A 26,219-nucleotide genomic window follows, 5' to 3' on the forward strand; every position below is an offset into this window, starting at 1 on the left:
CAACAGACCTGATCGCCCGCCACCATCACTTCAAGCCGAAATCGACTCGCGTCGTCGCACCCTTGTCCTTGATATCGTCGGCATTCATCTTCGGCGCGACGATAAACACGCGGCTGCTGTCGATCTTGCCCTCCAGGTACTGTTGCACGCTCTGTGCGCGCTGCTGCGCAAGCTGGCGCAGGCTTGCGTCGTCGATCGGCGCGTTGGCCGCGAGCGCGCTCTTCATGTCGTCGTCCGGCAGCGTCTTCGTCATGCCGATGAAGTTGCGCGGTTTCTTGAAGTCGGAGGACTTGTAGGCCTTGGTCAGATACTTTTCGTAGTCTTTCTGATCGACCGTGACCGTCGACGGATCGATGCTCTCGCCGTTGCCCACCGCGTCCTTGATCTTCTGCCGCTTGACCATCTGATCGACGTACCGCGTGCGCAGCGCCGGCTCGTCGACCTTCGGATCGACGCGGCCGATCAGGTCCATGCGGATTGACGGCTTGTCGGTGAGTGCCTTGACGATCGTGTCGAGCTTCTGCTTGTCGGCGTCGGTGAGCGTGGCCGAGCCGGCCTCGAATTCGACGTAGCCGAGATCTTCGCCATTGCCGCCGAACGCATGCGCGATCAGCGAGAACGGCGCGGTCACCGCCTTCTCGAGCAGATTGAGCACCGCATGCCAGATCAGCCCGCCTATGCTGAACTCGGGGTTCGACAGCGAGCCCGACACCGGCAGGTTCACGTCGATCTCGCCACGCGAGTTCTTCAGCAGCGAGATTGCGAAACGCACCGGCAGCTTGGTCGCGGTGTCGTTGTCGATATGATCGCCGAACGTCAGCTGATCGATGAACAGGTGGTTGTTCGCGTTCAGCTGGTCGTTCGCAAGCTGATAGTGCAGATCGACGTTGAGCTTGCCCTTCGTGATTGGATAGCCCGCGTATTTCGCCGAATACGGCGTCAGGTTGGTCAGCTCGATGTCGTGCGCGGTCGCGGTCAGATCGAGCGCCGGTTTCGCGATCAGCGGATTGACGGTGCCGCGAATCGTCAGCGGACCGTTGGCCGCGAGTTTCGCGGCGACATCGACCGGTGCGGGCGTGGTCGTTTCCGTACCGAACGCGCCGATGGTGCCCTGAATGTCGACGAGGTTCGCCGTGTAGTTCGGCTTGACGAAGTTGTCGGTGTAGGTCACGCGGCCCTGCTGCAACACCAGTTGCCCGAAGTGCATCTTGAGCGGATTTTGTGGCGGCGTCGCGGCCGTGGCGGTGGCCGCAGGCGTGGTGGTTGCCTTGCCCGGCGCCGCAGCCGATGCTGCCGCGACCGCCGCCGGCGCCGACGCCGCGACCGCTTCGGACACCGCCTCGGGCGTCAGCGGAATCGGGTGCGAGCTGCTCTTGCTGCGCGTCAGCGACTGCGTCGTACCGCCCTCGTGCGCGACCACATCCTTCAAGTTCAGCTTGCCTTGCGCGTCGAGCAGCACGCGGCCATAGAACTTCGAGAACGTCACACGCCCCGCGTCGACCGCGGTCCCCCCGTGCTCGTCGTAATCGGCCTTCAGGTTCGTCAGCGCAAGCGAGCCCCAGCCCGCGAACGGGTCGGAGGTCGCCTTGTCGATCATGCGCACGGCGACGAGCGCCATGTCGCCGCGAAAGTTCGCCTTCAGCGACTTCGCCTGGCTGACCGAGAGATCGCCGTTCGCATTCAGCAGCGCGCTAGCGAGCGACGCGTTCAGCTGGCTGCCGAAGTACGGCTCGAACGCGGCCGCGTCGAGCTGATTCGCGTTGATCTTGACGGCCAGCTTGAGCGGCGTCGCCGTGACGTCGCCCTTTACGCCGAGCGTGCCTTTTTTGTTCAACGTCGCCTGCAGATCGACGGGCAGCGGTCGGCTCAGGTCGTCGCTGATTTGCTGCACCTTCAACTGCACCGGCGTGAAGCTCAGTTTGACCGGCTGCGCCGTCATATTGTCGGTGAACTCGGCGGTCGCGTCTTTGAGCGTCAATTCGCCAATCTTGTAGCGCCATGCGGGGCCCTCGGCCTGCGCTTTTTTCGCCGCGTGAATCGCCGTGCGCTCCGTCGCCTGTTGATGCGCCCCCGCGAGCGCGTTCAGATTGACGGTGCCGTCCTTCAGGCGCTGCGCGTCGACCGCCAGGCCGGTGGCGTCGACGCTCGTCACGTCGGCCGTGCGCGCCGCGACGTCGACCTGCCTGACCACCACGTTGCCCTGCGCGAGCGAGATCACCGGCGTCTTGTCGCCGCGCGCCGCGAGCTTCACCTTCTGCATGTCCAGCTTCGTGTCCGCAACCGTCAGCGCCATGGGCGACTTCGACCAGTTCGCGTCGATATTCGTCGTCGCGGACAACGCACCATCGAGCACCTGCGCGGACGTCGCGGTGTCGAGATACGGCTGCAGCGGCGGCAGCTTCAGCGACTTCAGATCGAGCTTCGCGCTCGCCGTCTTCGCTGCGAGGCCGACCGTGCCGTCGGCGGCGAGCGAACCGCCGCCGTCCTTCAGGTTCGTGTTCAGCGTGTAATGGGCGGGCGCCGACGCGAGCGTCGAGAAATCGGTCAGCGTGACCGCGAGATTTTGCAGACCGGCTTCGACCGGACGGGACGCGGCCTCGTCGTGTACGTTGACGGTGCCATCGTTGAGTGTGAAACGTTTGATCGCGACGTCGAACGGCGGGGCCGCTGTTTCGGCGGCGGCGGTTTTGGGCTTGGCATTCGTGTCAGCGGTTTCCTTTGCCGCCGGTTTTCCGGGCGCGGGCGCAAACATATGCTCGACGCTCAATACACCGTCCTTGTCGCGCGCGACACTGGCGCTCGGCGCGTCGATGCGGATATCGTCGAAGTGATAGACGCTCTTCAACGGCTCGAGCGATGCCGCCGCTACATGCACCGCGCGCGCGGCGAAAAACGGCGCCTTGCCCTGATCCTGCACGTCAACGTCGTTCAGGTCGACGGTGCCGGCCACGCGCAGCGACGGCGTGTCGTTCGCCATCACGAAGTTCAGCTTCAGGTCAGTGGACAGCTTGCCCGACTGCACGATCACCGGCAGCTTCGATGGCGCGTAGGACACCAGCTTCGGCACGTCGAGATCGTCGAAGCGCAGCGACACTTCCGACTCGCGCGACGCCGCGAACGGCTTGGTCCTGCCGTCGATCGCGAGCTGACTGTCGCCGTCGATGCGCGCGCGCAGCAGCGGCTCGACGAAGATATCGGTCTTAGAAGGCAGCGTCGCGATGAACGGAATGCCGAGCTTCCATTGATCGATCACGTGGCTCGTGCCGAGCACGTGGTCGTCGAACTTGACCTGGCCGTTTTCGACGCGAATGTTGGAGACGGAGAACTGCGTCGGTTTGCTGTTCGGTTTTGCCGGCTGGTTCGCGAACTTCTCGATCAGGTCGCTGAAATTGAAGTGCTGCGCATCGAGGCGAACGAGATGAAAGCGCGGCGAATCGACCTGCACTTCGTCGACGATCGGCGCGCCGCGAAACAGCGAACTCCACGACGGCTTCACGATGAGCCGCGAAATATCGACGAAGTCGCCCGCGCCGCCGCGCTCGCCGATATGCACGTTGTCGGCCTCGAAACGCAGGGTGTACGGATTGAGTGCAACGCGGCCGATCGACGCCGGCCGGTCGAGCTGCTTGCTCAGTTGCTGGCTCGCGATATGGCGAATCAGCGGCGGCGCCGCGAAAAAGCCGAGCAGGCCGATCACGACGACGAAGATCAACAGACCGACGAGAATTCGCCGCGTACGGTGCGACTGCGCGACTGCGCGCACAGTCTGAATGGAGGAGGCTAACGATGCTTTATTGAGGCTTGCCATGCTCGATGTGGAGGAATGCGGCGGCAAGCCCGCCGCGAAAAACAGAAATCCCGCATGCGGCAGTATAAGTCTTGAATCAATGGTTAGACAGGAATGTCAGGCCCACCTTGACGATTCGTGCTGCTGACCGACCGGTTTTCTCGCGAAGAAAATTATCGCGAGCGTTAGATAACGACACCGGACGGCGCGCGGTTTGCCCGCGCGCCGTTCACGTCATTGCCGCACGACCGGCGGCGGCTGCCAGCTGCCGTCGGTGGCTTGCGGCTTCGGCGCATACAGGCGCAGCACCAGTTGCATGTCCGCGCGCGGTGCGGGCAGCCAGTTGCCGGTGCGGCTGCGCGTCGACGACACGACCACGTCGAGCGAACCATCGCGATTGCGGCGCGCGCCATTGCGATCGCCAACCGCGAGCCGCGCCGGCGCGTTCTCGCTCAGCGCGCCCTCCTTCGTGTACGCGGTGATGGTCCAGAATCCGCGCACCGGCGGCAACTGGTTCGCCGCGAAGTGGATCACGTAGCGATTCGCGCCGTTCAGCGTGTTGCCGTCGCTGTCCTGCGTGACGACCGCGCGTACTTCGTCATCCTTCGTACCGATCCCCAACTCCGCGCTCGCCGCATACGCCCGCAATGCGTAGTCGGGACCATAGTTGCCGACGCCGTCGCCGAGCCAGCTCCAGCCGTTCGCGCTCAGCAGATTCGACGGCGGCGTCGCGACGCGCTCGCGACCATCGGCGAGACCGGCCGCGAGCACAGCGGATGACTTCGGCAGCTTCACGGGATCGCCGGGCGTCACACCGAGGTCGGAGAGGAATTTGAGCGCATGCGGATCGGCCGGTGTCGGCGGATTGTCAGGCAACGCGTCGGCAAGACGGCCGAAGAAGCCGCTCGCATCGAGCGCGGCGACCTGCTGCGCCGGCGTGCCGCTCGGGCCCGCGACGCCGCTTGCGTAACCGCGCGGCGGCACCGCCGGCTCGGCGTCGCCGACGAACACGCTCAGCGGCTCCAGACGGATCGCGCGCTGCATCTTGCGCACCGCGTTCAGATCGCGCGCTCCGCTCGACTGGATGCGCACGCTGATCCAGGCGTTGCGGGTTGGCACTTCGACGCGCGTCGCGCCCTTCGGCAGCTCGCCCTTCCAGCCCGGTGCGACGAACGCGATCGTCTGCGCGCGCAGGCCCTTCGCCGTGCCCGTGCCCGCGGCGAACTGCGGTCCGGTCGACCACGCGACGTTGGTCCACATGTCGAGCACGCGTGCATCGACGTAACGGCCATGCGAATCAGGTAGCGCCAGGATCACCGGCTCGGCCGCAAGGTCGAGCCAGCCGGTCGAGTCGAGCGTGTCGAGGCTCGGCTGCGGCGGGTTGGTCGCGCCGATCGGCGGCAGCGCCTGGGCGTGGCGCAGCGTGTTGAAAGGCGCCTGGCCCGGCTCGGTGCCGACCGCCGCATCGCGCGCGGCGCTCATCAGCACGAGCGGATAGCCGAATACGTACGAGTCGGCGACTTCGTCCTTGACCCAGCCGTTGCTTTGTTGCGTCGCGGTGGGGGTCGACGCGCAGCTGGCCAGCAGTGCGATACCCGCGAGCGATACGCAGGTTCGTTGCAGCAAAAACAGTTCTCGGAGATTTTTTATCATTCGTTCAGAGTGCGGAGCCTGCAGTCCTATAGGAGATGCCGGTGTGCAGCGCCACGTGCATGCGCGGTTCTCCCGAAACACTGCGCAGCGAGTCCGCGGATTGCGATTCCGACAACCTCGCGTTGTATCGTATCCTTCCTAGCCAGGCAAGCACAAAGCAGCGTCGTTGCCACATTATGTGCCCGCGCCATCGGCTCGCGCGAGCGCGCGATGCTTTTTGATTCGCGAATCCGTCGATCCGCCGTCTCGCCGATTCGCCCTCACTCTTTCGTCGTCCTGCATTCGGAGCGTTTCAATGTACATGCCCGCCCATTTCGAAGAGAACCGTCCAGAGGTTCTTCACCGCCTGATCGCCGAGCACTCTTTCGGCGCGCTGATTACGCACGGCCCCAATGGGCTCGACGCGAATCATTTGCCGTTCGAGGCGCAGGCGGACGCGGCGGATTCGTCACGTCTGGTGCTGCGCGCGCACGTCGCGCGGGCGAACCCGGTCTGGCAGGAAGCCGCGACTCATCCCGAAGCGCTCGTGATCTTCCAGGGGCCGACCGCCTATATTTCGCCGAGCTGGTACCCGAGCAAACACGAAACGCACAAACAGGTGCCGACCTACAACTATATGGTCGTACATGCTCATGGCAGGATTGTGGTGCACGACGATGAATCGTTCGTACGCGGCCTCGTCGCGCGACTCACGCGCAAGATGGAAGCCGGCGAGCCGGTGCCGTGGAAGATGGGCGACGCGCCGGCCGACTACATCGCGCAGATGCTCGGCGCGATCGTCGGTATCGAGATCGAAGTGACGCGGCTCGTCGGCAAATGGAAGCTCGGCCAGAACAAGGCGGCCGAAGACCGGCGCGGCGCGGCGCAAACGCTGCTCGCGCGCGACGGCGATCAACAGAAAGCGGTGGGACAGGCGATGCTCGATGCGCCGCCGGCGTTTTGACGGCGGGCGCATAATCCGGCCTTGACCTTCCCGTGATGGGAAGGTCGATACTGGCTTCATCATGCGGCCCAATGCCGCCACGAGCCTTGCCTGCCATGACCGGACTTGCCAACCCGCAGCGCCCCGCCGACGCTGCCGCTTCCCCTTCCCCTTCACTCACGCGCGTCGTCGAACTCGACATCGGCGGGATGACTTGCGCGTCGTGCGCGAGCCGCGTCGAAAAAGCGCTGACCAGGCTGCCGGGGGTGGCGCGCGCATCGGTGAATCTCGCGACCGAGCGCGCCCGCGTGGAAAGCGACGCGACGCTCGCGCCTCAGCAACTGGCCGAGGCCGTGCGCAAGGCCGGATACGAAGCGACACCGGTCGCCAACGCCGATGTCGCCGAACAGACAATCGCGACGCTTGCCGCGACACCCGCCGACACGCCGCCGACCACTGAACTGGAGATCGGCGGCATGACCTGCGCAGCCTGCGCGTTGCGCGTCGAAAAGGCGCTCGCGAAGGTGCCTGGCGTCGCGCGCGCGTCGGTCAATCTGGCGACCGAAACCGCCACCGTTCATCCGCAAGGCACCGCATCCGCCGATGCCGCCGCGCTGATCGCCGCCGTCAGAAAGGCCGGCTACGAAGCGACGCTGAGCGCGCCGCCCGCTGCTGTCGCTCCGGCCGAGACAATGGCGGCGACGGCGGCGACGGCCGCCTCGATTGGCGCCGTCAGCGACATCCTCGACACGACGCCTGCCCCGGCCGCCGACCGCAAGCAGGTTCAAATTCGCCGCGACCTCGCGAGCGTCGGCGCGTGCGCGCTGCTGACGCTGCCGCTCGTCGCACCGATGTTCGGCGAATGGTTCGGCCTGCACGCGATGCTGCCGGCGTGGCCGCAGTTCGTGCTCGCGTCGATCGTGCAGTTCGTGTTCGGCGCGCGCTTCTATCGCGCCGCCTGGCGCGCGGTGCGCGCCGGCGCGGGCAACATGGACCTGCTGGTCGCGCTCGGCACATCGGCGGCGTACGGCATCAGCGTCTACGAACTCGCGGTGCATCCGGGCGACACGATGCATCTGTACTTCGAGGCATCGGCAGTCGTCATCACGCTCGTGCGCTTCGGCAAATGGCTCGAGGCACGCGCGAAGCGCCAGACCACCGACGCGATCCGCGCGCTCAACGCGCTGCGCCCCGAGCGCGCGCGCATCCGCGACGGCGCCGGCGAACGCGAGGTGCCGCTCGCGCAGGTGCGGGTCGGCAGCATCGTGATCGTGCGGCCGGGCGAGCGCGTGCCGGTCGACGGCGCGGTGCTCGACGGCCGCACGCATATCGACGAAGCGCTGATCACCGGCGAAAGCCTGCCGGTGCCGAAGCAGACCGGCGACGCCGTCACGGCCGGCTCGATCAACGGCGAAGGCGCGCTCGTGGTGACGACCACCGCGATCGGCGCGGAGACGACGCTCGCGCGCATCATCCGGCTCGTCGAAAGCGCGCAGGCCGAGAAGGCGCCGATCCAGCGGCTGGTTGACCGCGTCAGCGAAATCTTCGTGCCGGCCATTCTCGCGCTCGCCGCTCTGACGCTGATCGGCTGGCTGCTCGCCGGCGCGGGCGCGGAAACCGCGATCCTGAACGCGGTCGCGGTGCTGGTGATCGCCTGCCCGTGCGCGCTCGGACTCGCGACACCCGCCGCGATCATGGCCGGCACCGGCGTCGCCGCGCGCCACGGCGTGCTGATCAAGGACGCGGAAGCGCTCGAAATCGCGCATCGCGTGTCGATCGTCGCGTTCGATAAAACCGGCACGCTGACGCTCGGCCAGCCATCGGTGACGGCGTTCGAGCCGGCCGGCGGCGTGAGCCGCGACGAAGCGCTCGTGCTCGCGGCGGCGGTGCAGCGGCATAGCGATCATCCGCTGGCGCGGGCGGTGGTGCGCGCGTACGAGGATCAACTCGGGCAAATCGCTGGCGAAGCCGGCGGGCCAAGCGCCACCGCCGCTCGGGCCGTCGCCGGCCGGGGCGTCGAAGCCGACGTCGACGGCCGCACCCTCGCGCTCGGCAGCACGCGCTGGCTGCATGAGCTCGATATCGCGCTGCCGCCCGCACTCGCCGCGCGCGCGCAGGAACTCGAAGCGGCGGGCAACACGGTGTCGTGGCTGATGACGCGCGAGCCCGGCTCCCCCGAAGCGCTCGCGCTGATCGCGTTCGGCGACACGGTGAAGCCGACCGCGCGCGCGGCCGTCGCGCGGCTCGCGCAAATGGGCATCCGCAGCGTGCTCGTGACCGGCGATAACCACGGCAGCGCGGCGAGCGTCGCGCGGGCGCTCGGCATCGACGAATTCCACGCCGAGGTGCTGCCCGACGACAAGGCCCGCGTGATCCGCGACCTGAAGATGCGCCACGCCGGCATCGTCGCGATGGCGGGCGACGGCATCAACGACGCGCCCGCACTCGCCGCCGCCGACATCGGCATCGCGATGGCAACCGGCACCGACGTCGCCATGCACGCCGCCGGCATTACGCTGATGCGCGGCGACCCGGCGCTGGTCGCCGATGCGATCGACATCTCGCGCAGAACCTGGCGCAAGATCCAGCAGAACCTGTTCTGGGCATTCGTGTACAACCTGATCGGCGTTCCGCTGGCCGCGTTCGGCTTGCTCAATCCGATGCTCGCGGGCGCGGCGATGGCGTTTTCGAGCGTCAGCGTCGTCACCAATGCGCTGCTGTTGCGGACTTGGCGCACAGCGCCCGGTCGCACCGTCGCTCAGGCGCGCCAAGCAGCATAGGAAGACCCTTCCGGCCTTCCGTCTCGTCCTTTTGGGGGGCCCATTGCGGCCCCTTTCAGCCCGTTACGGCCGCCTTTCATACACCCTCAAGCCCGCCGTCTCCCGAGCCGTAAACCAGTCAACCGATGCCCGATCGCGGCCACGCCCGACGAGCATCGCCCAATCCCCATTTCACGCCTGCCCATGAACTCATTCTTCTCGCGCCGCGCCAGCGTCGGCGCACGGCTTGCCGTGCTCTCGTGCGTGCTGGTCGCGGTCATTTTCAGCACCTTCGCGTGGGCGCTCGCACGGGCCGCCGGCGACCAGGTGCGCGACCAGGTGCTCGCGCGCATCGCCGACAAAGACCGCTCGATCGCGGCGATGATCGCGCTGTTCGACAAGGCGCTGTCGGCCGAGGTCGATCGATCGATGGCGCTATTCGCTAGCTTCCTGCCCACCGACTTCTCGCTCGACGACACGCAGAAGGTCGATATCGGCGGCACCGCGACGCCGACTTTCAAAGCCGGCGACAAGGTGCTGAACCTCGACTTCACGATTCCCGACCAGTTCCTCCAACGCAGCGGCGCGATCGCGACCATTTTTGCGCGCAGCGGCGACGACTTCGTGCGCGTGACCACGTCGCTGAAGAAGCAGGACGGCACCCGCGCGATCGGCACGCTGCTCGACCGCAAGGGGCCCGCCTATGCGCCGCTGCTCGCGAACCGCACGTACACCGGCCTCGCCCCGCTGTTCGGCAAGCGCATGATCACGCAGTACAAGCCGATCACCGACGCGAGCGGCCGAGTGATCGGCGCGCTGTTCGTCGGCGTCGACGTGGACAAGGAGATCCAGTCGGTCCAGGACGGCATCCGCGCGCTGAAGATCGGCGCGAGCGGCTATTACTTCGTGCTCGACGCGTCGAGCGGCGCGGAGCGCGGCAAGCTGCTCGTGCATCCGGCCGCCGCCGGCCAGAAAGCCGACGACGCGAACGCACCGTATCAGCGCATGCTCGACATGAAGCAGGGCGAGCTCGACTACCGCTCCGCCGACGCGACCCTCGGCGAGAGCGACGCGGGCGACAAGTTCGTGTCGTTCGTCACGGTGCCGGAGTGGCAGTGGCTCGTCGGCGGCGTCGCGCCGCGCGACGAAGTGATGGCCGACGTCGTGCGCACCCGCAACGCGTTCCTGCTGCTCGGCCTCGCGCTGGTCGGCCTGTTCGCGATCGTGTTCCTCATCGCGGTGCGGCGGCTCGTCAGCCGTCCGCTCGACGAAGCCGCGCGTGCGTCCGAGCGTCTCGCCGCGGGCGATTTGAGCGTGCGCGTGGCACACGGCCGCACGCGCGCCGACGAGATCGGCCGTCTGATGCAGGCGATCGACGGCATCGGCGAAGGGCTCGCGCGCATCGTCGCGCAGGTGCGCAACGCGTCGGCCGGCATGTCGGCGGGTACCGAGAAAATCGCCGCCGGCAGCGGCAACATCGCGATGCGCATCGCGACCCAGGCAAGCAGCCTCGAGGAAACTGCCGCGAGCATGGAGCAGATCACCTCGACCGTGCAGCAGAACGCCGATCACGCGACCGAAGCGAACACGCTCGTCACGCAAGCCGCCGACGCCGCGCTCGAAGGCGGCCGGGCGGTCGAACGCGTGGTGTCGACGATGGGCGAGATCGGCCGCTCGTCGCAGAAAATCGCCGAGATCACGACGGTGATCGAGGGCATCGCCTTCCAGACCAACATCCTCGCGCTGAACGCGGCCGTCGAAGCGGCGCGCGCGGGCGAGCACGGCAAGGGCTTTGCGGTCGTCGCGTCGGAAGTGCGCGCGCTCGCGCAGCGCAGCGCGGCGGCAGTGAAGGAGATCGAGGGGGTGATCGCGGCGTCGGGCGCGAACGTCGACAGCGGTTTTCGGATTGCCGAAGAAGCGAGCGCGACGATGCAAGGCATCGTCACTCAGGTCGGTCAGGTCCGCGCGATCATGAGCGAGATCAACGTCGCGTCGCGCGAGCAGTCGGGCGGCATCGAGCAGGTCAACCGGGCGGTCACGCAGATCGGCGAGGCGACGCAGCAGAATGCGACGATCGTCGTCGATGCGGAAACCGCCGCGGCCGAATTGCGCGAGCAGGCTGCGCGGCTCGCGCAGCTGGTCAGCGTGTTCAAGCTCGAAGGCGAGCGCGGCTAACAGATCTGTCTACTGCGGGCGGCGGCGCACGGCGCCCGCCGCGCTCAGAACTCGACATCCAGTTCGTCGATCTCCTCGACCTCCTGCCGCGCTAGCGAGATCCACTCGCGCATTTCGGGCAGCGCCATGATGTGCTGCCCGTATTCGACGATATCCGGCTCGAGTTGCACGTCATAGGTCACGAAACGCGTGACCACCGGCGCGTACATCGCGTCCGCCGCGGTCCGCTCGCCGAACAGGAACGGACCGCCGTACTCCTTCAGGCATTCACGCCAGATCGTCACGATCCGCTCGATATCCGACTGCGCGCGCGCCCAGACCTTGAAGCCCGGGAAATGCGCCTTCAGGTTCATCGGCAGCGCCGAGCGCAACGACGCGAACCCCGAATGCATCTCGCCGCAGATCGAGCGGCAATGCGCGCGGGCGCGGATCTCATGCGGCAACAGCGCGGCTTGCGGCTTCAGCTCGTTCAGATATTCGGCAATCGCCAGCGTGTCCCAGACCTTGACGCCGTCGTGCACGAGGCATGGCACCAGAATCGACGGCGAGAGCAGCAGTAGTTCGGCGCGCGTCGCGGGGTCGTCGATCGGCACGACTAGTTCCTCGAACGGCAAGCCGCTGAACTTCGTCAGCAGCCAGCCGCGCAGCGACCACGACGAATAGTTCCTGCTGCTGATCGTGAGCGTAGTATTTCCCATGCGTGTGTCCTCCAGATCGGGTATCGCGCCGCGCGTGCTTGCACTCATGCACGCCGCGGTGCGCGCGCGCACCAAAGCGCGGCAAGGCCGGCCCGTTTCGCCTACGCACGCAAGTGATATGCCGACGCACGCGAGACATGCCGCGACATACCGCGGCACACCGGGCGACGCGCGCCAGCGCCTGGCGCACCGCTTGCTTTTATTCGGGTTCCTGTTTTTCTGGCGCATTCGAGTGAAAGTATGAATCTGTTCGCCTATCCCGCCTATCAGGCCTGCGCCGACATGCTGCTACCGCTGCGACACGGCGCGGCGCTGGCGAACCACTCGCTCGATGCGTGGCCGACATTCGCGGCTACGCCCCACGGACGCTCGCTGCGCGCGACCTGCGAACTGCTGATACTCGGCGGACTCACGCCGACGCGGCCACCGTTCGGCATCGACAGCGTCGTCACCGAAGGCGGGCCGGTCGCGGTGGTCGAGGAAGTCGTCGCGTGCACGCCGTTCTGCTCGCTGCTGCATTTTCGCAAGGACGCCGTGCTTTCGACGCCGCAGCCGCGCGTGCTGATGGTTGCGCCGATGTCGGGACACTTCGCGACGCTGCTGCGCGCAACCGTGCGCACGATGCTGCCCGAGCACGACGTCTATATCACCGACTGGCACAATCCGCGCGACGTGCCGCTCGGCGAGGGCCGCTTCGGCTTCGACGAGTTCGTGCGCCACGTGATCGACTTCACCGCGACGATCGGGTCCGGCACGCATCTGCTGGCGGTCTGCCAACCGACCGTCGCGGCGCTCGCCGCCGTCGCGCTGATGGCCGCCGACGACCATCCTGCGCAGCCGGCCAGCATGACTCTGATGGCCGGCCCGATCGACACGCGCATCAATCCGACCCGTGTCAACGAACTGGCGCGGAGCCGGCCGATCGAGTGGTTCGAGCGCAACCTGATCAGCGCGGTGCCGTTCGGCTTTGCGGGCGCGCAGCGTCGCGTGTATCCGGGCTTCGTTCAGTTGGCCTCGTTCATGGCGATGAATCCGGGCCGCCACGCCGACTCGTTCGAAACGATGTACTACGAGCGCGGCAAGGGCGATCCGCAGAAGGCCGACACGATTCGCACGTTCTACGAAGAGTACTTCGCGACGATGGATCTGACGGCCGATTTCTATCTGGAAACCGTCGACACGGTCTTTCAGCAGCATGCGCTGCCGCTGCGCGCGCTCGAAGTCGAGGGGCGTCTGGTCGAGCCGTCGAAGATTCGCCGCACCGCATTGCTGACCGTGGAAGGCGAAAAGGACGATATCTGCGCGGTCGGTCAGACGCTCGCCGCGCAGGACATCTGCGATCGTCTGCGGCCGTACCTGAAGACGCATTACGTGCAGACGGGCGTCGGCCACTACGGCGTGTTCAGCGGACGTCGCTGGGAGCGGCACATTTATCCGCGCGTGCGGGCCGTGATTTACGACAACGAACCGCGCGCGGTGCTCGTCAGTTCACGCGCGCGTCCGATCCAGCCGGTGCCCGCGGCGACCGCGGCCGAAGTCACGGCGGCCGCGCCGGTCGCGGCCTCTGTTGTCGGAGTGGAGGTGGATGCGCCCGTGGGCGGGAGCGAGAGCGGCAACGGCGATTCCTCGGCCCAATCGTCCGGGCAGCCGTCACGCAAACCGCCGTCCGTGACGTCCTGAGCGTTCAGGCCGTTGGCCGGATCATCTGGAACATCTCGCCGATCTGCGCATAGTCGGCGCGATAGCCCGCGCGCATGATCGGCTGCGCGGCGTGCGTGTCGAACAGGCCGTCCTTCAGATAGGCCTCGTCGATATGCACGCCGACCACCTGGCCGAGCGACAGATAGTTGTCCATCGGCTTGCCGTCGACATCATGCAGACGCACGATCTGCAGCAGCTTGCATTCGAGCGCGGCGGGCGATTCGGCCACGTGCGGCACCGCCACGTTGCGGCCCGGCGCGGGCGTGAGCCCGGCCAGTGCGAACTCGTCGACGTGCGGCGCGACCGGCGCCGACGAGCGGTTCATCTGCTCGGCAAGCGGCCGGGTGGCGAGATTCCACACGAATTCACCGGTCGCCTCGATGTTGGCGAGGCTGTCCTTGCGGCCCTCGCTGCTGAAACCGATGATCGGCGGAAAGGTCGCGAACGCGCCGAAAAAGCTGTATGGCGCAAGGTTGAGCGCGCCTTGCGCATCGCGCGACGAAATCCAGCCGATCAGCCGTGGCGCGACGATCGCCTTGAAAGGATCGTGCGGCAGGCCGTGGCCGGCGGCGGGATCGTAGAAGTAGTGAGACATGACTTGAGACTCGTGTGATGGTCAGCGCAAAAAGCGGCGCAGAAGCAGATCCGGAACGGCTACTTATACAGCACTAGCCGCGCCCGATCACGCGCTTGCGCCCCTCCTTGACCCGCGCGATCCGCGCTTCGTCCCAGTCGTGAAAACCCGCGCCGCTGCGCACGCCGACCCGCCCGGCGTCGACCTGCGCGCGCAGCAGATCGATCACGTCCTCGTCCTTTGCGAGTTGCGGCATCAGATGCGACGCGATGTCGACGAAGGTGTCGAGCCCGCCCATATCCGCGCTTTCGAACGGTCCGACGATCCCCCAGCGGCGTCCGAGCGAAGCCTTCATCACGCGATCGACGACTTCTGGCGTTGCCGCCCCCGAACGCACGATATGCAAGGCCTCGCGCAGCACCGCGAATTGCAGCCGATTGCCGACGAAGCCAGCAATCGCCTTCGCGAGCACGACCGGCTCCATGCCGATCGCGCTCATCAGCCCGGCGGTTTGCTGCACGACTTCGGGCGCGGTCTCGGTGCCCGGCACGACCTCGACGAGCGGAATCATGTGCGGCGGGTTCCAGAAATGCGCGATCACGAAGCGTTCCTTCGCACGCAGCGGGGTGGCGAGCTGGTCGGGCGGGAAGCCGCTGGTGTTGCTCGCGAGGATCGCATCGTCGGCGAGCAGGCCGGTCAGTGTCGCGTAAAGGCGATGCTTGAGTTCGAGCACCTCGGGAATCGCCTCGATCACGAAGCGCGCTTGCGCGACCGCGGCGAGCTGCACATGCGTTTCGATGCGCGCGAGCGCCGCCTGTTTGGCGGCATCGTCGATCCGGCCCGCGTCGATCAGCTCGTCGAGCACCGCTTGCGCTTTCGGCGCGACGCTCGCGAGCCGGGCCGGATCGACGTCGTGAACGATCGTCCGGTATCCATGCAGTGCGGCCTGCGTCGCAATGCCGACACCCATCAGTCCGGTGCCCACCACCCCTATCGCCACATCCTGCGTCGTCTTGTCCACACGCACTCCCCGCTACCGTCGATCAAAGTCCCGAAGCATAGCGCAGCACGCTGCATTCCCCCGGTGGGACTTGCAAGCCCAAATGCGACGAAGCCGGTCTTTCCGTGGAGGGAAGACCGGCTTCGTGGACTCACGCCGCCTGTTGCGGCGCGGTCAGGTGCGCATTAGTAGCGCGGGGGCGGCGGGCGGTGATCGTCGTGATAGCCGTCTCGATGGTGCGGATCGTAGTCGCGCGGATGACGGCGCATCCAGTCGTCGTGCGCCCAGTAGCGGTGGCCGTCCCAGTAACGATCGCCGTGCCAGCCGATGTCGATCGATACGCCCGCCGGCATCATGTGCGGTTGACCGTACACGACCGGCGCCGGGCGGTGCTCGACGATCACGCGGTCTTGCGCGAATGCGCTACCGGCCGCGACGAGCGCGCCGCCCGCGAGCAGCGTTGCGATCAGCGAGCGCGATGCCTTGCCAAAGGTTTTCATAATGACCTCCCGTCAAAGTTCTATTCCAGGCCAGCGTCCGTGTTTGCCCGGATCGTGCGATTCACTTCCGAACCAGACGCCGTACGCTTGAGAGCCACTTTAGCGGCCCGCATCGCGTGAAGACGTTAGCACTTGTAAGCGTGCATTTCATAGTCGGAGGCGGCTGACGGAAGCTCGATTTCGCTTTCTCACTGCATTGAACAAGGCTTACACGGCGGCGCTGTCGTTCTACCCGCTGAACCAGCATGAAAGCCGGTTACATTCATTTCGGCCCCGAAATATTCCGCAAGCGCACTGGTGCATCGCGGTAAAACGCCGCCAAAACCAAAAAGCCACGATTCGCATTTCGCGAATAGTGGCTCAATGAAAACGCACCCGAGGTGCGCGCCCCAGCGCGTCGTGTCGCGCTGAGGAAGGTACGGCTGGACTTAGTCCGTCAGCTTGATGCCGAACAGCGTGGACTGCGCGCGGCGCAGACGCTCTGCTTCGCGGGCACGCGCCGCATACGAATAGTCCGAATCCAGCGGCAGATGAGGCGACGCAAAGAGGTCGCTGATCTTTTGGAACAGTGCAAAGATGAAGCTCATGGCGACTCCCGGTTAGTGACTGCATTGCTAGGGTTTTCCCTTAGCCATGATTATAGGGGTTTTCCCTAGGAAAAAGCTAGTGCAATGCAGCAAAATTTCGATGCGGTGGTTGTCGCGAAGTCACGGGGCCGGGAGGTGTTGCATCGCGACAACATCCCCGATTCAACGACCGGGTGGGCGGCCGTGCTGAGCGCGAGCATGCCTCGCGTGTGTCGGCGCAGCGCTGGGCTGTAAGGGCGCGTTGGGGAGCGCCGCGGTGGGGGGCGTGACGGCGGCGGTCGCCGACGCCGCCTTCGCCGTCGCGGCCATCGCCGTATGCGCGTCGAGCAGGCTCACCATCGCCGCTTGCTGGTTCTGCATCATCTGTTCGATGCGCTGTTGCTGGGCCGTCGTCTCGTGCGTGAGGCGCATCAGCAGCAGCGTCTGCGCGATGCCGATCGCCACCGTCACCAGCAGTGCACCGACCACGATCGACAGCATCCACTTCACGCGCCGCGAATGATCGGTCGCGGCGCGGCGCTGATCGGCGATCACGCCATAGAGCGCATCGACCGTATCGGCGAACGCGGTGGCACGCGCGCGGTCGAGTTCCGGTTCCGAGCGTAGCGCGGTGGCAGCCGCGTCGGTGCGGCGCGCGTCACGCCATGACGTGGCGAATCCGGTGTGGTTGTCCGCGGACGCGGGCCGGGGTGTCGTCAACGGCGCGGTGGTCGAGGACTTGTTGTCCTGTTTCGGCGTCACAGCCTCTGGCGAGGCGGACTGAGTACGTGTCACGGACTCGTTGGTGGACTTGCGCGCGCTACTGTCGTCGGTCGCGGGGGACGTTGCGGACGACGCTGGAATCGCAGCCGCAGTCGCATCGCGCGATGCCGTCGCGGCTTTCGCAAACGTCGCGGCGAAACGCTGCTGCGGCTTGCCCGCGCCCGCCGTCGCTGCCGACTCCGCTTCAGCCGCCTGACGCAATGCGGTCACGCTGCGCGCGACGGTCGCAGCGGCCATCGCCGAGCTCAGCGGCGCGGATGACTCACGCGAAGGCGGGGTGGGTTTGTCGTCGGTGTTTGCTCCGGCGTTCGGCGTTGCATCGTCGGGGGCGCCGCTCGCGGGCTCGCTTGCGGGCGCATCCGCAGCCGCCATCGCCGCTTCGACGTCAAACCCGCTCAACTGCTCGTTCACCGGCATCGGTACATCCAGTTTCGCCGCACGCGGTGCGCGTCGCGCAGTCTTGTCGAGCGCCATGTGTTCATCGAATGCGCCGACCGCCTGCAGCACCACGTCCGGCAATTCGAACCCGTGCAGCGTGCCTTGGCGGACGTCGATGTTCATCGCTTCGAGCGTCGCGCGGGTGGGATCGTCGGGGAACAGGTCGAGCGTGCTGTCGTCGCGCGCGACGCCGCTCAGTTGCGCGAGGCGTTGCGCCGAGCGCGCCGCGCGCGCCAGCTTGTTTTCGGTTTCAGTGGAGACGGCGCCCTGCCGCTGCTTCTTCGAAGCGACGCGCCGGGGCCTGGACTGCGGGGATGCTGCGGAATCTGCCATAGAGGAAAAAGCGGTCGTCGCCAGGAACGGGCGCCGGATGCCGCTCGTCATTGCCGTTGGAATATTTAGAGCCAGCATTGTCGCATGGCGCTCCGCCCGCGCCGAAGCCATTCCCCGACGATTTGCGCGCTTTCGAGCCCCTCGCGCGTTTCACGACCTCGCGTCGTCGCTGCGGAATTCCCGCACGCCCTGCAATTGCCGAAGGCGCGCGCAGATCGACCCGTATGAGATCACCGAGCATCGTCGTTCCTCCTTATTTGAAATGAGCGGCAGCGAAGGCTCACGCCTCGTAGGCGTCGAGCATTCCGGATGCTTGCTTGACTCGAGGTGTCAGCGCGAGGCGTTTGCTTTATGCTAGGCCGCAGACCACGGCGACCCGTCCGAGCGGACCCCTGAGCCGCCACCCTGAGCGCCGCCTCGATACACTGCGCACGTTACGCGCCCGAACCAACCGACAATGCCAAGCACGACCCTTCCCCCCGCTTCGACGACCACCGCCGCGAACGCGCTGCGCGAGCACTTCGCGAACGTGGTGCTGCCGATGTGGCGCGGGCCCGGCTTCAACCACGCGTTGCAGCTGCCCTACGAAGCGCTCGACGCCACCGGAGCCGAGCCTTTGCCCGCGCAACGCTATCGGGCGATGGCGTGCGCGCGGCAGTTGTTCACGTTTGCGCAAGCGGGCGACATGGAACACGCGCGGGTGCTGTTCGATTCGCTGACGCGCACCTTTCGGGACCCCAACCACGGCGGATGGTTTTATAGCGTCGACGCGCTCGGCGTGCCGCTCGACACGACGAAGGACCTCTACACGCACGCGTTCGTCGTGTTCGCTTGCGCGGAATACGCGCGGCGCTCCGCCAACCTCGACGCGCTGAAGCTCGTACACAGCACGACCGCGCTGATCCAGTCGAACTTCGCGGCCGACGGCGATATGTTCAACGCCGCGCTGAACGTCGACTTTTCGAAAGTCACCGCCACGCCGCTGCAGAATCCGCTGATGCATCTGACCGAAGCATGGCTCGCCGCCTGCCAGGCGACGCGCGACAACGTCTTCGGCGCCGCGTTGCGCCGCCTCGCTGGCGCGGTCGCGCGACACTTCGTGCATGCGCCGAGCGGCTGCATCGCCGAACTGCCGATCGGTGCGAGCGGCAATCGTCTGGAGCCGGGACATCAGTTCGAGTGGTACTGGCTGGTCAGGCAGGCGGGCGCGCTGTTCGACGGAACGGGGCTAACGGAAGCGCTGGCGCGCGCTTTCGCCTTCGCGCAGCAGCATGGCGTGGACCCGAACAACGGCGGGGTGTGCGCATCGCTCGACGAGGCTGGCAACATCAGCGACGCGACTCAGCGGATCTGGGCGCAGACGGAATACCTGCGCGCGCTCGCCTGTCACGACGATCCGGCCGTGCGCGCGGCGCTGCCGCAACAGATCGCGCGTTTTCAGCGATGCTTTCTGCATGAACATGGCTGGTTCGAATGCAAGACGTCGAGCGGTGAAGTTGCGCGCACCGACATGCCGTCAACCACGCCTTATCACTTGGCTACCGCCTACGCGGCGCTGCCCGTGGGTGCCGAATCGGGCGGGGGAACTTAGCCGAATTTGGACATCGATAAATGAAATTGAACGTTCGATCGTCTCAATAAGGAGCCGCATGCAGGGACGACGATCCGCCGCCGGGGGGCGAGGAAATTAATGCCGCTGGTAAACCCTGGCGCGAAAAAAGTTCTCGCCAAACGTTCTCAAAGCGCGAAAAAACATCAAAACCGGGAATACCCGGATGCATGTTGATTGGCGTCTGTCATAAAGACGTGATACAACTCTTCCCTCGCGCTTGCTTTGCATTCGAGCAATGCGGTCGCGATGCAATACACAACATTTATTTGGATCAAAAATGGCAACAGGTACTGTTAAGTGGTTTAACGATGCAAAGGGCTTTGGCTTCATCACCCCGGACGACGGCGGCGAAGACCTGTTTGCACACTTCTCGGAAATCCAGGCATCGGGCTTCAAGTCCCTGCAGGAAAACCAGAAAGTGTCGTTCGAAGTCAAGCAAGGCCCGAAGGGCAAGCAGGCTGCAAACATCCAGTCGATCTAAGTACCTTCAGGTACTTTGAGACAGACTTGGGCGTCGCGATAGGCCTCTAAAGGCCCCTGCGTCTAATGCAAATGGCTCGCTTTACGCGGGCCATTTTCTATTTCTGCGTCGCGTTTTCAAGCGTCGCTGCTTAAAGCGCATGCATTCCGGTTAATGCGAATTCAGCATTTACTGCGGACATTGCACTGCGCTGTTGCGTGCGCAACACACTTTCAGAAATTTCGAACACGGAAACGGCCTGTTTCAATTGCTCGGTTTGCTGATGCAGCGAAGCAGCCGCCGCTGCGGCCTGCTCGACGAGCGCCGCGTTCTGCTGCGTCATCTCGTCCATCTGCACGACCGCCTGGTTCACCTGCTCGATGCCGGTGCTCTGCTCGAGCGACGACGCGCTGATTTCGGCCATCATCTGCGTGACGCGCGAGATCGACGCCGACACATGGCTCATCGCTTCGCCAGCGCGCTCGACCAGCGCGGAGCCGCCCTGAATCTCCGCGACCGATTCGCTGATCAGCGTCTTGATTTCCTTTGCCGATTGCGCGCTGCGTTGCGCGAGGCCGCGCACTTCGCCGGCCACGACCGCGAAGCCGCGGCCCTGCTCTCCGGCGCGCGCCGCCTCGACGGCGGCATTGAGCGCGAGGATGTTGGTCTGGAACGCGATACCGTCGATCACCGAAATGATCTCGGCGATTTTGTCCGAGCTCTGCGCGATGCCGCGCATCTTGTCGACCACCTGGTTGACGACTTCGCTGCCGCGCGACGTTGCATCGAGCGCGGTCTCGGCGAGCGCGTTGGCTTCGCGCGCGTGATCGGCGTTCTGGCGCACGGTCGCCGTCAGTTCTTCCATGCTCGACGCCGTTTCCTCGAGCGATGCCGCCTGATTTTCGGTGCGCGCCGACAGATCGGCGTTGCCGGTCGCGATTTCGTTGGCGCCAAGATGGATCGAGTCGGCCGATTCGCGCACGCTACTGACGGTGCGTGCGACGCTCGCCTGCATCGTCGCGAGGCCGGAGAACAGGCGGCCGATTTCGTTGCTGCCGCGCGCGGCGATCGGTTGATCGAGACGGCCTTGCGCGATGCGCTCGAAGTGGCGGCCCGCCTCCTCGAGCGGTGCCACGACGCCGCGGCGCAGCGCCGTATAGACGGCAAGCGTGCCGGCGACCAGCACGAGCAGAATCACCACGCTGACGATGCGAAACGCCGCCACGCGCGCATCGATCGAAGCTAGCGACGCGCGGCTCGCGGCGTCGCCGAATTGCTCGAAGTTGTGCACTTCCGCCAGATAGGCGTCCTGAAACGATTGCGTGGGTTGATCGAGGAAGGCCTGAATGTTGTTCGAGTCGAGATACTGCACGAGCTCAGCGAGCGCGCCGTGCAGCGTCTTGTAGCGTTCGGCGAGCGCGGTGGCGCGCGCGCTGTCTTCGTCGCTGGTCTTCTGGGCGCTCATGAAGCCCGCGAAAGACTGATCGGCGGCGGCGAGCTGTTCGCGAGCGTGCTGCACGATGTCCGTCGGCTCGGCGCCGCCGCGCACCATGCGCGTGCCGGCGCGCGACAGGTTGATGCGCGCGTCCATCAGGCGCTGCGTCGTCTGGTTGACCGCGTCGACCTGCTTCAGCGCGATGCTCGCCAGATCGCCGACGTCGTCGTGCGTGCGGGTCAGCGACCAGAAGCCCAACCCTACCGTGACGAGCTGGAAGACGCAGAACGCGGCCAGAACACATAGCAGGCCGGATGCGACCTTGATCTTGCTGAACATCGGGGACACCTGGGAACAAAGGATGACGGAGGCTACACCAGGGTTAACGGCAGCCCGATTAATGGCTTGAGGCCAAATCCCGCAAAAATCGCCCTACGTGCAGGTTTCATCGGCGATCGTCGCGATTGTGGTCGTTTTGCGCAACAATGCTGCGTTCATCGCGAGGAATCACCTTGCGCAGCGCAGCGGCACTTCCTAGAGTGGGTAGGGACCGCGTGGCGCTCGCCGTGCGGATGTACTGCTGCACCGATGCACCACCCCGACCCTGCACGAAGGAACCACGATGACCGACCTACTCGACCGGGCGCGCGGCGCACTGCACGCCCAGCCGTTCAGCATGCTGCTAGGCGCGGAGTTGATGCACGCCAGCAGCGAAGAGCTCACCCTGTGTCTGCCGATTCGCGATGAACTGCGGCAGCAGCATGGCTTCGTGCATGGCGGCGTCATCAGTTATCTCGCCGACAATGCGTTGACGTTCGCGGGCGCGCTGTCGCTGGGTCCGCGAGTCGTGACCGGTGAATACAAGATCAACTATCTGCGCCCGGCAGTGAAGGGCACGCTGATCGCGCGCGCCAGCGTCGTCTATGCGGGCCGGCATCAGGCGACCTGCCAGTGCAGCGTGTTCGTGATGGAGGGGAATCGCGAGAAGCTGGTGGCGGTGGCGCAGGGGACCGTGAATCGGATTGGGGAGAATGGAGAGCAGGAGGCGGGCAATTAAAGCCGCGCGGCATGAAAAAGGCCGCTCCTGCGCGTAACAGGAACGGCCTCGCATTTCACAGCGACAAGACAGGAAGAGAAAGCGCGTTACTCCGCCGCGTAAGTCTTCTGCGTCTGCTCGCCCAGCCCTTCGATACCCAGACGCACCGTCTGCCCCGGCTTCAGGAATACCGGGTTCGGCTTCACGCCCATGCCGACGCCCGGCGGCGTGCCGGTCGAGATCACGTCGCCCGGCTGCAGGCTCATGCACTGCGACACATACGACACCAGCTTCGCGACACTGAAGATCATCGTCTTCGTGCTGCCGTTCTGGTAGCGATGGCCGTCCACTTCGAGCCACAGGCTCAGGTTCTGCGGATCGGCGACTTCATCGCGCGTGACGACCCACGGGCCGATCGGGCCGAACGTGTCGAAGCCCTTGCCCTTGTCCCACGTGCCGCCGCGCTCGATCTGCCATTCGCGCTCCGACACGTCGTTGACGACGCAGTAGCCGGCCACGTGCTCGAGCGCGTTCGCTTCGTCGACGTACTTCGCCGCCTTGCCGATCACGACGCCGAGTTCCACTTCCCAATCCGTCTTCTTCGAGCCGCGCGGGATTTCGATGTCGTCGTTCGGGCCGCTGATCGCGCTCGTCCATTTGTTGAAGATGACCGGTTCGGCCGGCACCGGCAGATTCGATTCCGCCGCGTGATCCGCGTAGTTCAGGCCGATGCAGATGAACTTGCCGATCTTGCCGACGCACGGGCCCACGCGCGGATTGCCTTCGACGAGCGGCAGCGTTGCCGGATCGAGTGCGCGCAGTTTCGCGAGGCTTTCATCGCCGAGCACAGCGCCGTCGATATCGCCCACCACCTTCGACAGATCGCGAATCTTGCCTTGCGCGTCCAGCAGGCCCGGCTTTTCCTGGCCCTTCGGCCCATAACGAAGCAGTTTCATCGTTGCACTTTCCTTTACGTTCAGTAGTGTTCGGTTCGTCAACCAATCAGAATCAGTTCGACCATCCGCCGTCGATCACATGGAGCTGGCCCGTCGTGAACGACGACTCGTCGGACGCGAGATACAGCGCGAGCGCGGCGATTTCCTCCGGCTTGCCGATGCGGCCCATCGGCTGACGCGCGACGAACGCGGCCTGCACCGCATCGACGGACGCGCCCTGCGCCTGCGCCTGCGCGGCGATCCGCTGTTCGAGCGACGGCGAAGACACCGTGCCCGGGCAAATCGCGTTACAGCGTACACCACGCGTAACGAAATCCGCGGCGACGGACTTCGTCAGCCCGACCACCGCGGCTTTCGACGCACCGTACGCGAAGCGGTTCGGCACGCCCTTCACGCTCGACGCCGCCGACGACATGTTGATGATCGAGCCGCCGCCCCGTTCCAACATGGCTGGCAGGAACGCGCGAATCATACGGTACATCGCCTTCGCGTTGAGGTCGAACGCGAAATCCCAGTCCTCCTCGCTGCATTCGAGGATATTGCCCGCATGCACGTAGCCCGCGCAGTTGAACAGCACGTCGATCGTGCCGACTTCCGCGGCGAGCGCCTTGATCGCCGCGCCGTCGAGCACGTCGAGCTTGCGCGCCTCGACCGGCTTGCCAGCGAGTCCGTCGATGCGGATATCGGTGGCGATCACGCGCGCGCCTTCGCGCGCGAACAGTTCGGCGGTGGCGAGACCGATACCTTGTCCCGCCGCGGTGATCAGGGCCGTTTTGCCGGCCAGTCTTTGTGTCATCTACGACTCCAGTTGAATGGGCTGCTAACGAAATCAAAGCCGGTAAAACGCGGCGGCGTTCTCGCCGAACACGGCGTCGCGCTCGGCGTCGCTCAACGACGCGAGCAGCGTGGTCGCCACCGAATGCCACAGCAGATAATCGCCGTTCAGTTCGAGCACGGGCCAGTCGCTGCCCCACATCAGCCGCGCCGGGCCGAACGTGTTCAGCAGATGCTCGACGTAGGGCCGCAGCGTGTCCTCGGTCCAGCCGGGCGACGCCTCGGTCGCGAGACCAGACAGCTTGCAGTGCACCTGAGGGAATGCGGCGAGCCGGGTAATCGCATCGCGCCACACATCGTAGCCCGCCTGGCCGAAGCGGATCGGCGGCTTCGCGCCATGATCGACCACCATGCGCAACGCCGGAAAACGCTGCGCGAAAATCTCGACGTACTGTACGTGACGCGCGTAGATCAACGCATCGAACGCGAGGTCGTGCGCGATCAGCGCGTCGATCGCCGGCGTGAGGTCGGGGTTCGCGATCCAGCCGTCGTCGGGCAGGTCCTGCAGCATCGGCCGCACGCCCTTGAACTTCGGCTCGCGCGCGAGCGCCTCGATCAGATCGGGCGCGTTCGGCAACAGCAGCGGCACCCACCCGACCACGCCCGCGATCGACGGCTCGTGCCGCGCGATGTCGAGCAGGTAGCGGGTTTCGTCGAGCGTCGGCGCGGCCTGCACGACCACGGTCCGGTCGATGCCGGCCTGTTCGCGCAACGGCGTCAGATCATCAGGCCCGAACGGCCGGTAGAGAATTTTCAGCTCCGGTGTCAGCCACTCGTAGTCGCCCCGCGCGGGGTCCCAGTAGTGCTGATGAGCGTCGATCGGCATGGTCGGTTCAGTCCTCGGGCGCGGGCGCGCGCGGGTCGAGCAGGCCCGCGTCGCGCAATGCGGACCATAAGGCCGCGGGGATCGGCTGCTCGAACGACGCGACGTTCTCGCGCAATTCGTCGGCACTGCGCGCGCCGGTCAGCACGGTGGCGACCGCCGGATGCGCATACGGAAACTGCAACGCGGCCGCGGCGAGCGGCACATCGTGCGCGCGGCACACCGCTTCGAGACGCGCGACGCGCTCGATCACCTCGGGCGGCGCTGCGCCGTAATTGAATTTCAGATCGCCTTCGACGCCGCGCGCCAGAATGCCCGAATTGAACGCGCCGCCGAGCAGAATGCTGACGCCGCGCGCCTCGCAGGCGGGCAGCAGGTCATCGAGGGGGGTCTGCTCGAGCAGCGTATAACGCCCCGCGAGCAACGCGCAATCGATATCGCACTCGGCCATCGCGTCGAGAATCACCGCGCCTTCGTTGACACCGAGGCCGACCGCCTTGATCGCGCCGGTCGAACGCAGGCGCTCCAGCGCGCGGAAACCGCCGCCTTCGGTCAGTTGCCGCCAGTAGTGCGGATGCCGGTCGCCGTGCGTGACGCGGCCGATGTCATGCACGAGCAGGATGTCGATATCGACGATGCCGAGGCGCTGCTGGCTGTCCTCGAACGAACGCAGAATGCCGTCGTGCGTATAGTCGTAGATCGCTTCGAACGGCAGCGGATTCTGCCAGCCTTCGCGGTCGTCGAATGGCGACGTGCGCGGCACGAAGCGGCGGCCGACCTTGGTCGACAGCACATATTCGCCGCGCGGATAGTGGCGCAACGCGGCGCCGAGCCGATGCTCGGCCTTGGTGTTGCCGTAGTGCGGCGCGGTGTCGAAGTAGCGCACGCCCGCGTCCCAGGCGGCGGCGATGGTCGCATGGGCCTCCTCGTCGGACAGGTCGCGATACAGGCCGCCGAGCGGCGCCGTGCCGAGCCCTAGTCCGCTCACCTGCAACGAGCCGCGGCCGATCCGGCGCCGTTGCCCGATCCTGGATCCGATCGATGCCGACATGAGCGTGTCTCCCTATTTTGTGGTGTTTTTACCATGCGACGGGCCCAAGCGCAGCCAGAAATGGCGCGCCTCGCTCACGTGTGCATTCATTCACCAATGAACGTATTATTCATATTCGAATTT

General features: G+C 65.8%; 20 protein-coding genes. 7 read left to right on the plus strand and 13 right to left on the minus strand.

The annotated features are described in order from the left end of the window. Positions 1–25: 25 nt before the first annotated feature. Positions 26–3,808: a DUF748 domain-containing protein gene (locus AB3X96_RS09955; RefSeq protein WP_368589579.1), complete on the minus strand. Its 3,783-nt coding sequence runs from the start codon at positions 3,806–3,808 to the stop codon at positions 26–28. Between the two features lie 213 nt (positions 3,809–4,021). Then, the gene (locus AB3X96_RS09960) at positions 4,022–5,440 is read right to left on the minus strand and encodes a DUF1254 domain-containing protein (protein WP_368589580.1); all 1,419 of its coding nucleotides are present in this window, start codon (positions 5,438–5,440) and stop codon (positions 4,022–4,024) included. Between the two features lie 295 nt (positions 5,441–5,735). Here AB3X96_RS09960 and AB3X96_RS09965 point away from each other — a divergent pair, with 295 nt between their 5' ends. The 3 genes from AB3X96_RS09965 to AB3X96_RS09975 all read left to right on the plus strand — a co-directional run bounded on the left by AB3X96_RS09965 (position 5,736) and on the right by AB3X96_RS09975 (position 11,296). After that, positions 5,736–6,383, plus strand: coding sequence for an FMN-binding negative transcriptional regulator (locus AB3X96_RS09965; RefSeq protein WP_176123370.1), 648 nt, complete (start codon positions 5,736–5,738; stop codon positions 6,381–6,383). 95 nt (positions 6,384–6,478) lie between these two features. Beyond that, positions 6,479–9,142 carry a heavy metal translocating P-type ATPase gene (locus AB3X96_RS09970; protein ID WP_368589581.1) on the plus strand — a complete coding sequence of 888 codons (2,664 nt, stop codon included), beginning with the start codon at positions 6,479–6,481 and terminating at the stop codon, positions 9,140–9,142. 183 nt (positions 9,143–9,325) lie between these two features. Continuing rightward, a complete protein-coding gene (locus tag AB3X96_RS09975) occupies positions 9,326–11,296 on the plus strand; it encodes a Cache 3/Cache 2 fusion domain-containing protein (protein WP_368589582.1) in 1,971 nt (656 codons plus the stop codon). A 44-nt stretch (positions 11,297–11,340) separates the two neighbouring features. Here the strand turns inward: AB3X96_RS09975 and AB3X96_RS09980 are convergent, their stop codons facing one another. Continuing rightward, positions 11,341–11,994: a glutathione S-transferase family protein gene (locus AB3X96_RS09980; RefSeq protein WP_176107154.1), complete on the minus strand. Its 654-nt coding sequence runs from the start codon at positions 11,992–11,994 to the stop codon at positions 11,341–11,343. A 240-nt stretch (positions 11,995–12,234) separates the two neighbouring features. Between AB3X96_RS09980 and AB3X96_RS09985 the strand changes: the two genes are divergently transcribed. Then, entirely contained in the window at positions 12,235–13,674 is a 1,440-nt protein-coding gene (locus AB3X96_RS09985) for a polyhydroxyalkanoate depolymerase (protein ID WP_368589583.1), read from the plus strand. Between the two features lie 4 nt (positions 13,675–13,678). Here AB3X96_RS09985 and AB3X96_RS09990 read toward each other — a convergent pair whose 3' ends face one another. The 5 genes from AB3X96_RS09990 to AB3X96_RS10010 all read right to left on the minus strand — a co-directional run bounded on the left by AB3X96_RS09990 (position 13,679) and on the right by AB3X96_RS10010 (position 17,889). After that, positions 13,679–14,290 carry a flavin reductase family protein gene (locus AB3X96_RS09990; RefSeq protein WP_368589584.1) on the minus strand — a complete coding sequence of 204 codons (612 nt, stop codon included), beginning with the start codon at positions 14,288–14,290 and terminating at the stop codon, positions 13,679–13,681. A gap of 73 nt (positions 14,291–14,363) precedes the next feature. Continuing rightward, positions 14,364–15,290 carry a 3-hydroxyacyl-CoA dehydrogenase family protein gene (locus tag AB3X96_RS09995; RefSeq protein WP_368589585.1) on the minus strand — a complete coding sequence of 309 codons (927 nt, stop codon included), beginning with the start codon at positions 15,288–15,290 and terminating at the stop codon, positions 14,364–14,366. A 164-nt stretch (positions 15,291–15,454) separates the two neighbouring features. Further along, the gene (locus AB3X96_RS10000; protein WP_368589586.1) at positions 15,455–15,769 is read right to left on the minus strand and encodes a hypothetical protein; all 315 of its coding nucleotides are present in this window, start codon (positions 15,767–15,769) and stop codon (positions 15,455–15,457) included. Positions 15,770–16,197: 428 nt separating this feature from the next. Then, complete coding sequence (locus tag AB3X96_RS10005) at positions 16,198–16,356, minus strand: hypothetical protein (RefSeq protein WP_176107149.1); 159 nt, start codon at positions 16,354–16,356, stop codon at positions 16,198–16,200. A 162-nt stretch (positions 16,357–16,518) separates the two neighbouring features. Continuing rightward, on the minus strand, positions 16,519–17,889 hold the full coding sequence (locus tag AB3X96_RS10010; RefSeq protein WP_368589587.1) for a hypothetical protein: 1,371 nt from the start codon (positions 17,887–17,889) through the stop codon (positions 16,519–16,521). Positions 17,890–18,346: 457 nt separating this feature from the next. Here AB3X96_RS10010 and AB3X96_RS10015 point away from each other — a divergent pair, with 457 nt between their 5' ends. Both AB3X96_RS10015 and AB3X96_RS10020 read left to right on the plus strand, forming a co-directional pair. Further along, positions 18,347–19,480, plus strand: coding sequence for an AGE family epimerase/isomerase (locus tag AB3X96_RS10015; RefSeq protein ID WP_368589588.1), 1,134 nt, complete (start codon positions 18,347–18,349; stop codon positions 19,478–19,480). 298 nt (positions 19,481–19,778) lie between these two features. After that, positions 19,779–19,982 carry a cold-shock protein gene (locus tag AB3X96_RS10020; RefSeq protein WP_013092907.1) on the plus strand — a complete coding sequence of 68 codons (204 nt, stop codon included), beginning with the start codon at positions 19,779–19,781 and terminating at the stop codon, positions 19,980–19,982. A 130-nt stretch (positions 19,983–20,112) separates the two neighbouring features. On the opposite strand, the gene AB3X96_RS10025 is transcribed toward AB3X96_RS10020, so the two are convergent. Further along, entirely contained in the window at positions 20,113–21,735 is a 1,623-nt protein-coding gene (locus AB3X96_RS10025) for a methyl-accepting chemotaxis protein (protein ID WP_368589589.1), read from the minus strand. 283 nt (positions 21,736–22,018) lie between these two features. Here AB3X96_RS10025 and AB3X96_RS10030 point away from each other — a divergent pair, with 283 nt between their 5' ends. Then, the gene (locus tag AB3X96_RS10030) at positions 22,019–22,453 is read left to right on the plus strand and encodes a PaaI family thioesterase (protein ID WP_013092905.1); all 435 of its coding nucleotides are present in this window, start codon (positions 22,019–22,021) and stop codon (positions 22,451–22,453) included. Between the two features lie 86 nt (positions 22,454–22,539). On the opposite strand, the gene AB3X96_RS10035 is transcribed toward AB3X96_RS10030, so the two are convergent. The 4 genes from AB3X96_RS10035 to AB3X96_RS10050 are packed head-to-tail and all read right to left on the minus strand — an operon-like array spanning position 22,540 to position 26,096. Continuing rightward, positions 22,540–23,388: an ureidoglycolate lyase gene (locus AB3X96_RS10035; RefSeq protein WP_176107145.1), complete on the minus strand. Its 849-nt coding sequence runs from the start codon at positions 23,386–23,388 to the stop codon at positions 22,540–22,542. A 52-nt stretch (positions 23,389–23,440) separates the two neighbouring features. After that, a complete protein-coding gene (locus tag AB3X96_RS10040) occupies positions 23,441–24,184 on the minus strand; it encodes an SDR family oxidoreductase (protein ID WP_013092903.1) in 744 nt (247 codons plus the stop codon). Between the two features lie 33 nt (positions 24,185–24,217). After that, entirely contained in the window at positions 24,218–25,048 is an 831-nt protein-coding gene (locus AB3X96_RS10045; RefSeq protein WP_368589590.1) for an amidohydrolase, read from the minus strand. A 7-nt stretch (positions 25,049–25,055) separates the two neighbouring features. After that, on the minus strand, positions 25,056–26,096 hold the full coding sequence (locus tag AB3X96_RS10050) for an aldo/keto reductase (protein ID WP_368589591.1): 1,041 nt from the start codon (positions 26,094–26,096) through the stop codon (positions 25,056–25,058). Positions 26,097–26,219 lie beyond the last annotated feature (123 nt).

This window comes from Paraburkholderia sp. BR13439, from assembly GCF_040948805.1.
Taxonomy (GTDB): Bacteria; Pseudomonadota; Gammaproteobacteria; order Burkholderiales; family Burkholderiaceae; genus Paraburkholderia; species Paraburkholderia youngii.

Coding starts and splice junctions, on each gene's coding strand:
- AB3X96_RS09955 (WP_368589579.1), bottom strand. CDS start 3,808: ATGGCAAGCCTCAATAAAGCATCGTTAGCCTCCTCCATTCAGACTGTG.
- AB3X96_RS09960 (WP_368589580.1), bottom strand. CDS start 5,440: ATGATAAAAAATCTCCGAGAACTGTTTTTGCTGCAACGAACCTGCGTA.
- AB3X96_RS09965 (WP_176123370.1), top strand. CDS start 5,736: ATGTACATGCCCGCCCATTTCGAAGAGAACCGTCCAGAGGTTCTTCAC.
- AB3X96_RS09970 (WP_368589581.1), top strand. CDS start 6,479: ATGACCGGACTTGCCAACCCGCAGCGCCCCGCCGACGCTGCCGCTTCC.
- AB3X96_RS09975 (WP_368589582.1), top strand. CDS start 9,326: ATGAACTCATTCTTCTCGCGCCGCGCCAGCGTCGGCGCACGGCTTGCC.
- AB3X96_RS09980 (WP_176107154.1), bottom strand. CDS start 11,994: ATGGGAAATACTACGCTCACGATCAGCAGCAGGAACTATTCGTCGTGG.
- AB3X96_RS09985 (WP_368589583.1), top strand. CDS start 12,235: ATGAATCTGTTCGCCTATCCCGCCTATCAGGCCTGCGCCGACATGCTG.
- AB3X96_RS09990 (WP_368589584.1), bottom strand. CDS start 14,290: ATGTCTCACTACTTCTACGATCCCGCCGCCGGCCACGGCCTGCCGCAC.
- AB3X96_RS10000 (WP_368589586.1), bottom strand. CDS start 15,769: ATGAAAACCTTTGGCAAGGCATCGCGCTCGCTGATCGCAACGCTGCTC.
- AB3X96_RS10005 (WP_176107149.1), bottom strand. CDS start 16,356: ATGAGCTTCATCTTTGCACTGTTCCAAAAGATCAGCGACCTCTTTGCG.
- AB3X96_RS10010 (WP_368589587.1), bottom strand. CDS start 17,889: ATGGCAGATTCCGCAGCATCCCCGCAGTCCAGGCCCCGGCGCGTCGCT.
- AB3X96_RS10015 (WP_368589588.1), top strand. CDS start 18,347: ATGCCAAGCACGACCCTTCCCCCCGCTTCGACGACCACCGCCGCGAAC.
- AB3X96_RS10020 (WP_013092907.1), top strand. CDS start 19,779: ATGGCAACAGGTACTGTTAAGTGGTTTAACGATGCAAAGGGCTTTGGC.
- AB3X96_RS10025 (WP_368589589.1), bottom strand. CDS start 21,735: ATGTTCAGCAAGATCAAGGTCGCATCCGGCCTGCTATGTGTTCTGGCC.
- AB3X96_RS10030 (WP_013092905.1), top strand. CDS start 22,019: ATGACCGACCTACTCGACCGGGCGCGCGGCGCACTGCACGCCCAGCCG.
- AB3X96_RS10035 (WP_176107145.1), bottom strand. CDS start 23,388: ATGAAACTGCTTCGTTATGGGCCGAAGGGCCAGGAAAAGCCGGGCCTG.
- AB3X96_RS10040 (WP_013092903.1), bottom strand. CDS start 24,184: ATGACACAAAGACTGGCCGGCAAAACGGCCCTGATCACCGCGGCGGGA.
- AB3X96_RS10045 (WP_368589590.1), bottom strand. CDS start 25,048: ATGCCGATCGACGCTCATCAGCACTACTGGGACCCCGCGCGGGGCGAC.
- AB3X96_RS10050 (WP_368589591.1), bottom strand. CDS start 26,096: ATGTCGGCATCGATCGGATCCAGGATCGGGCAACGGCGCCGGATCGGC.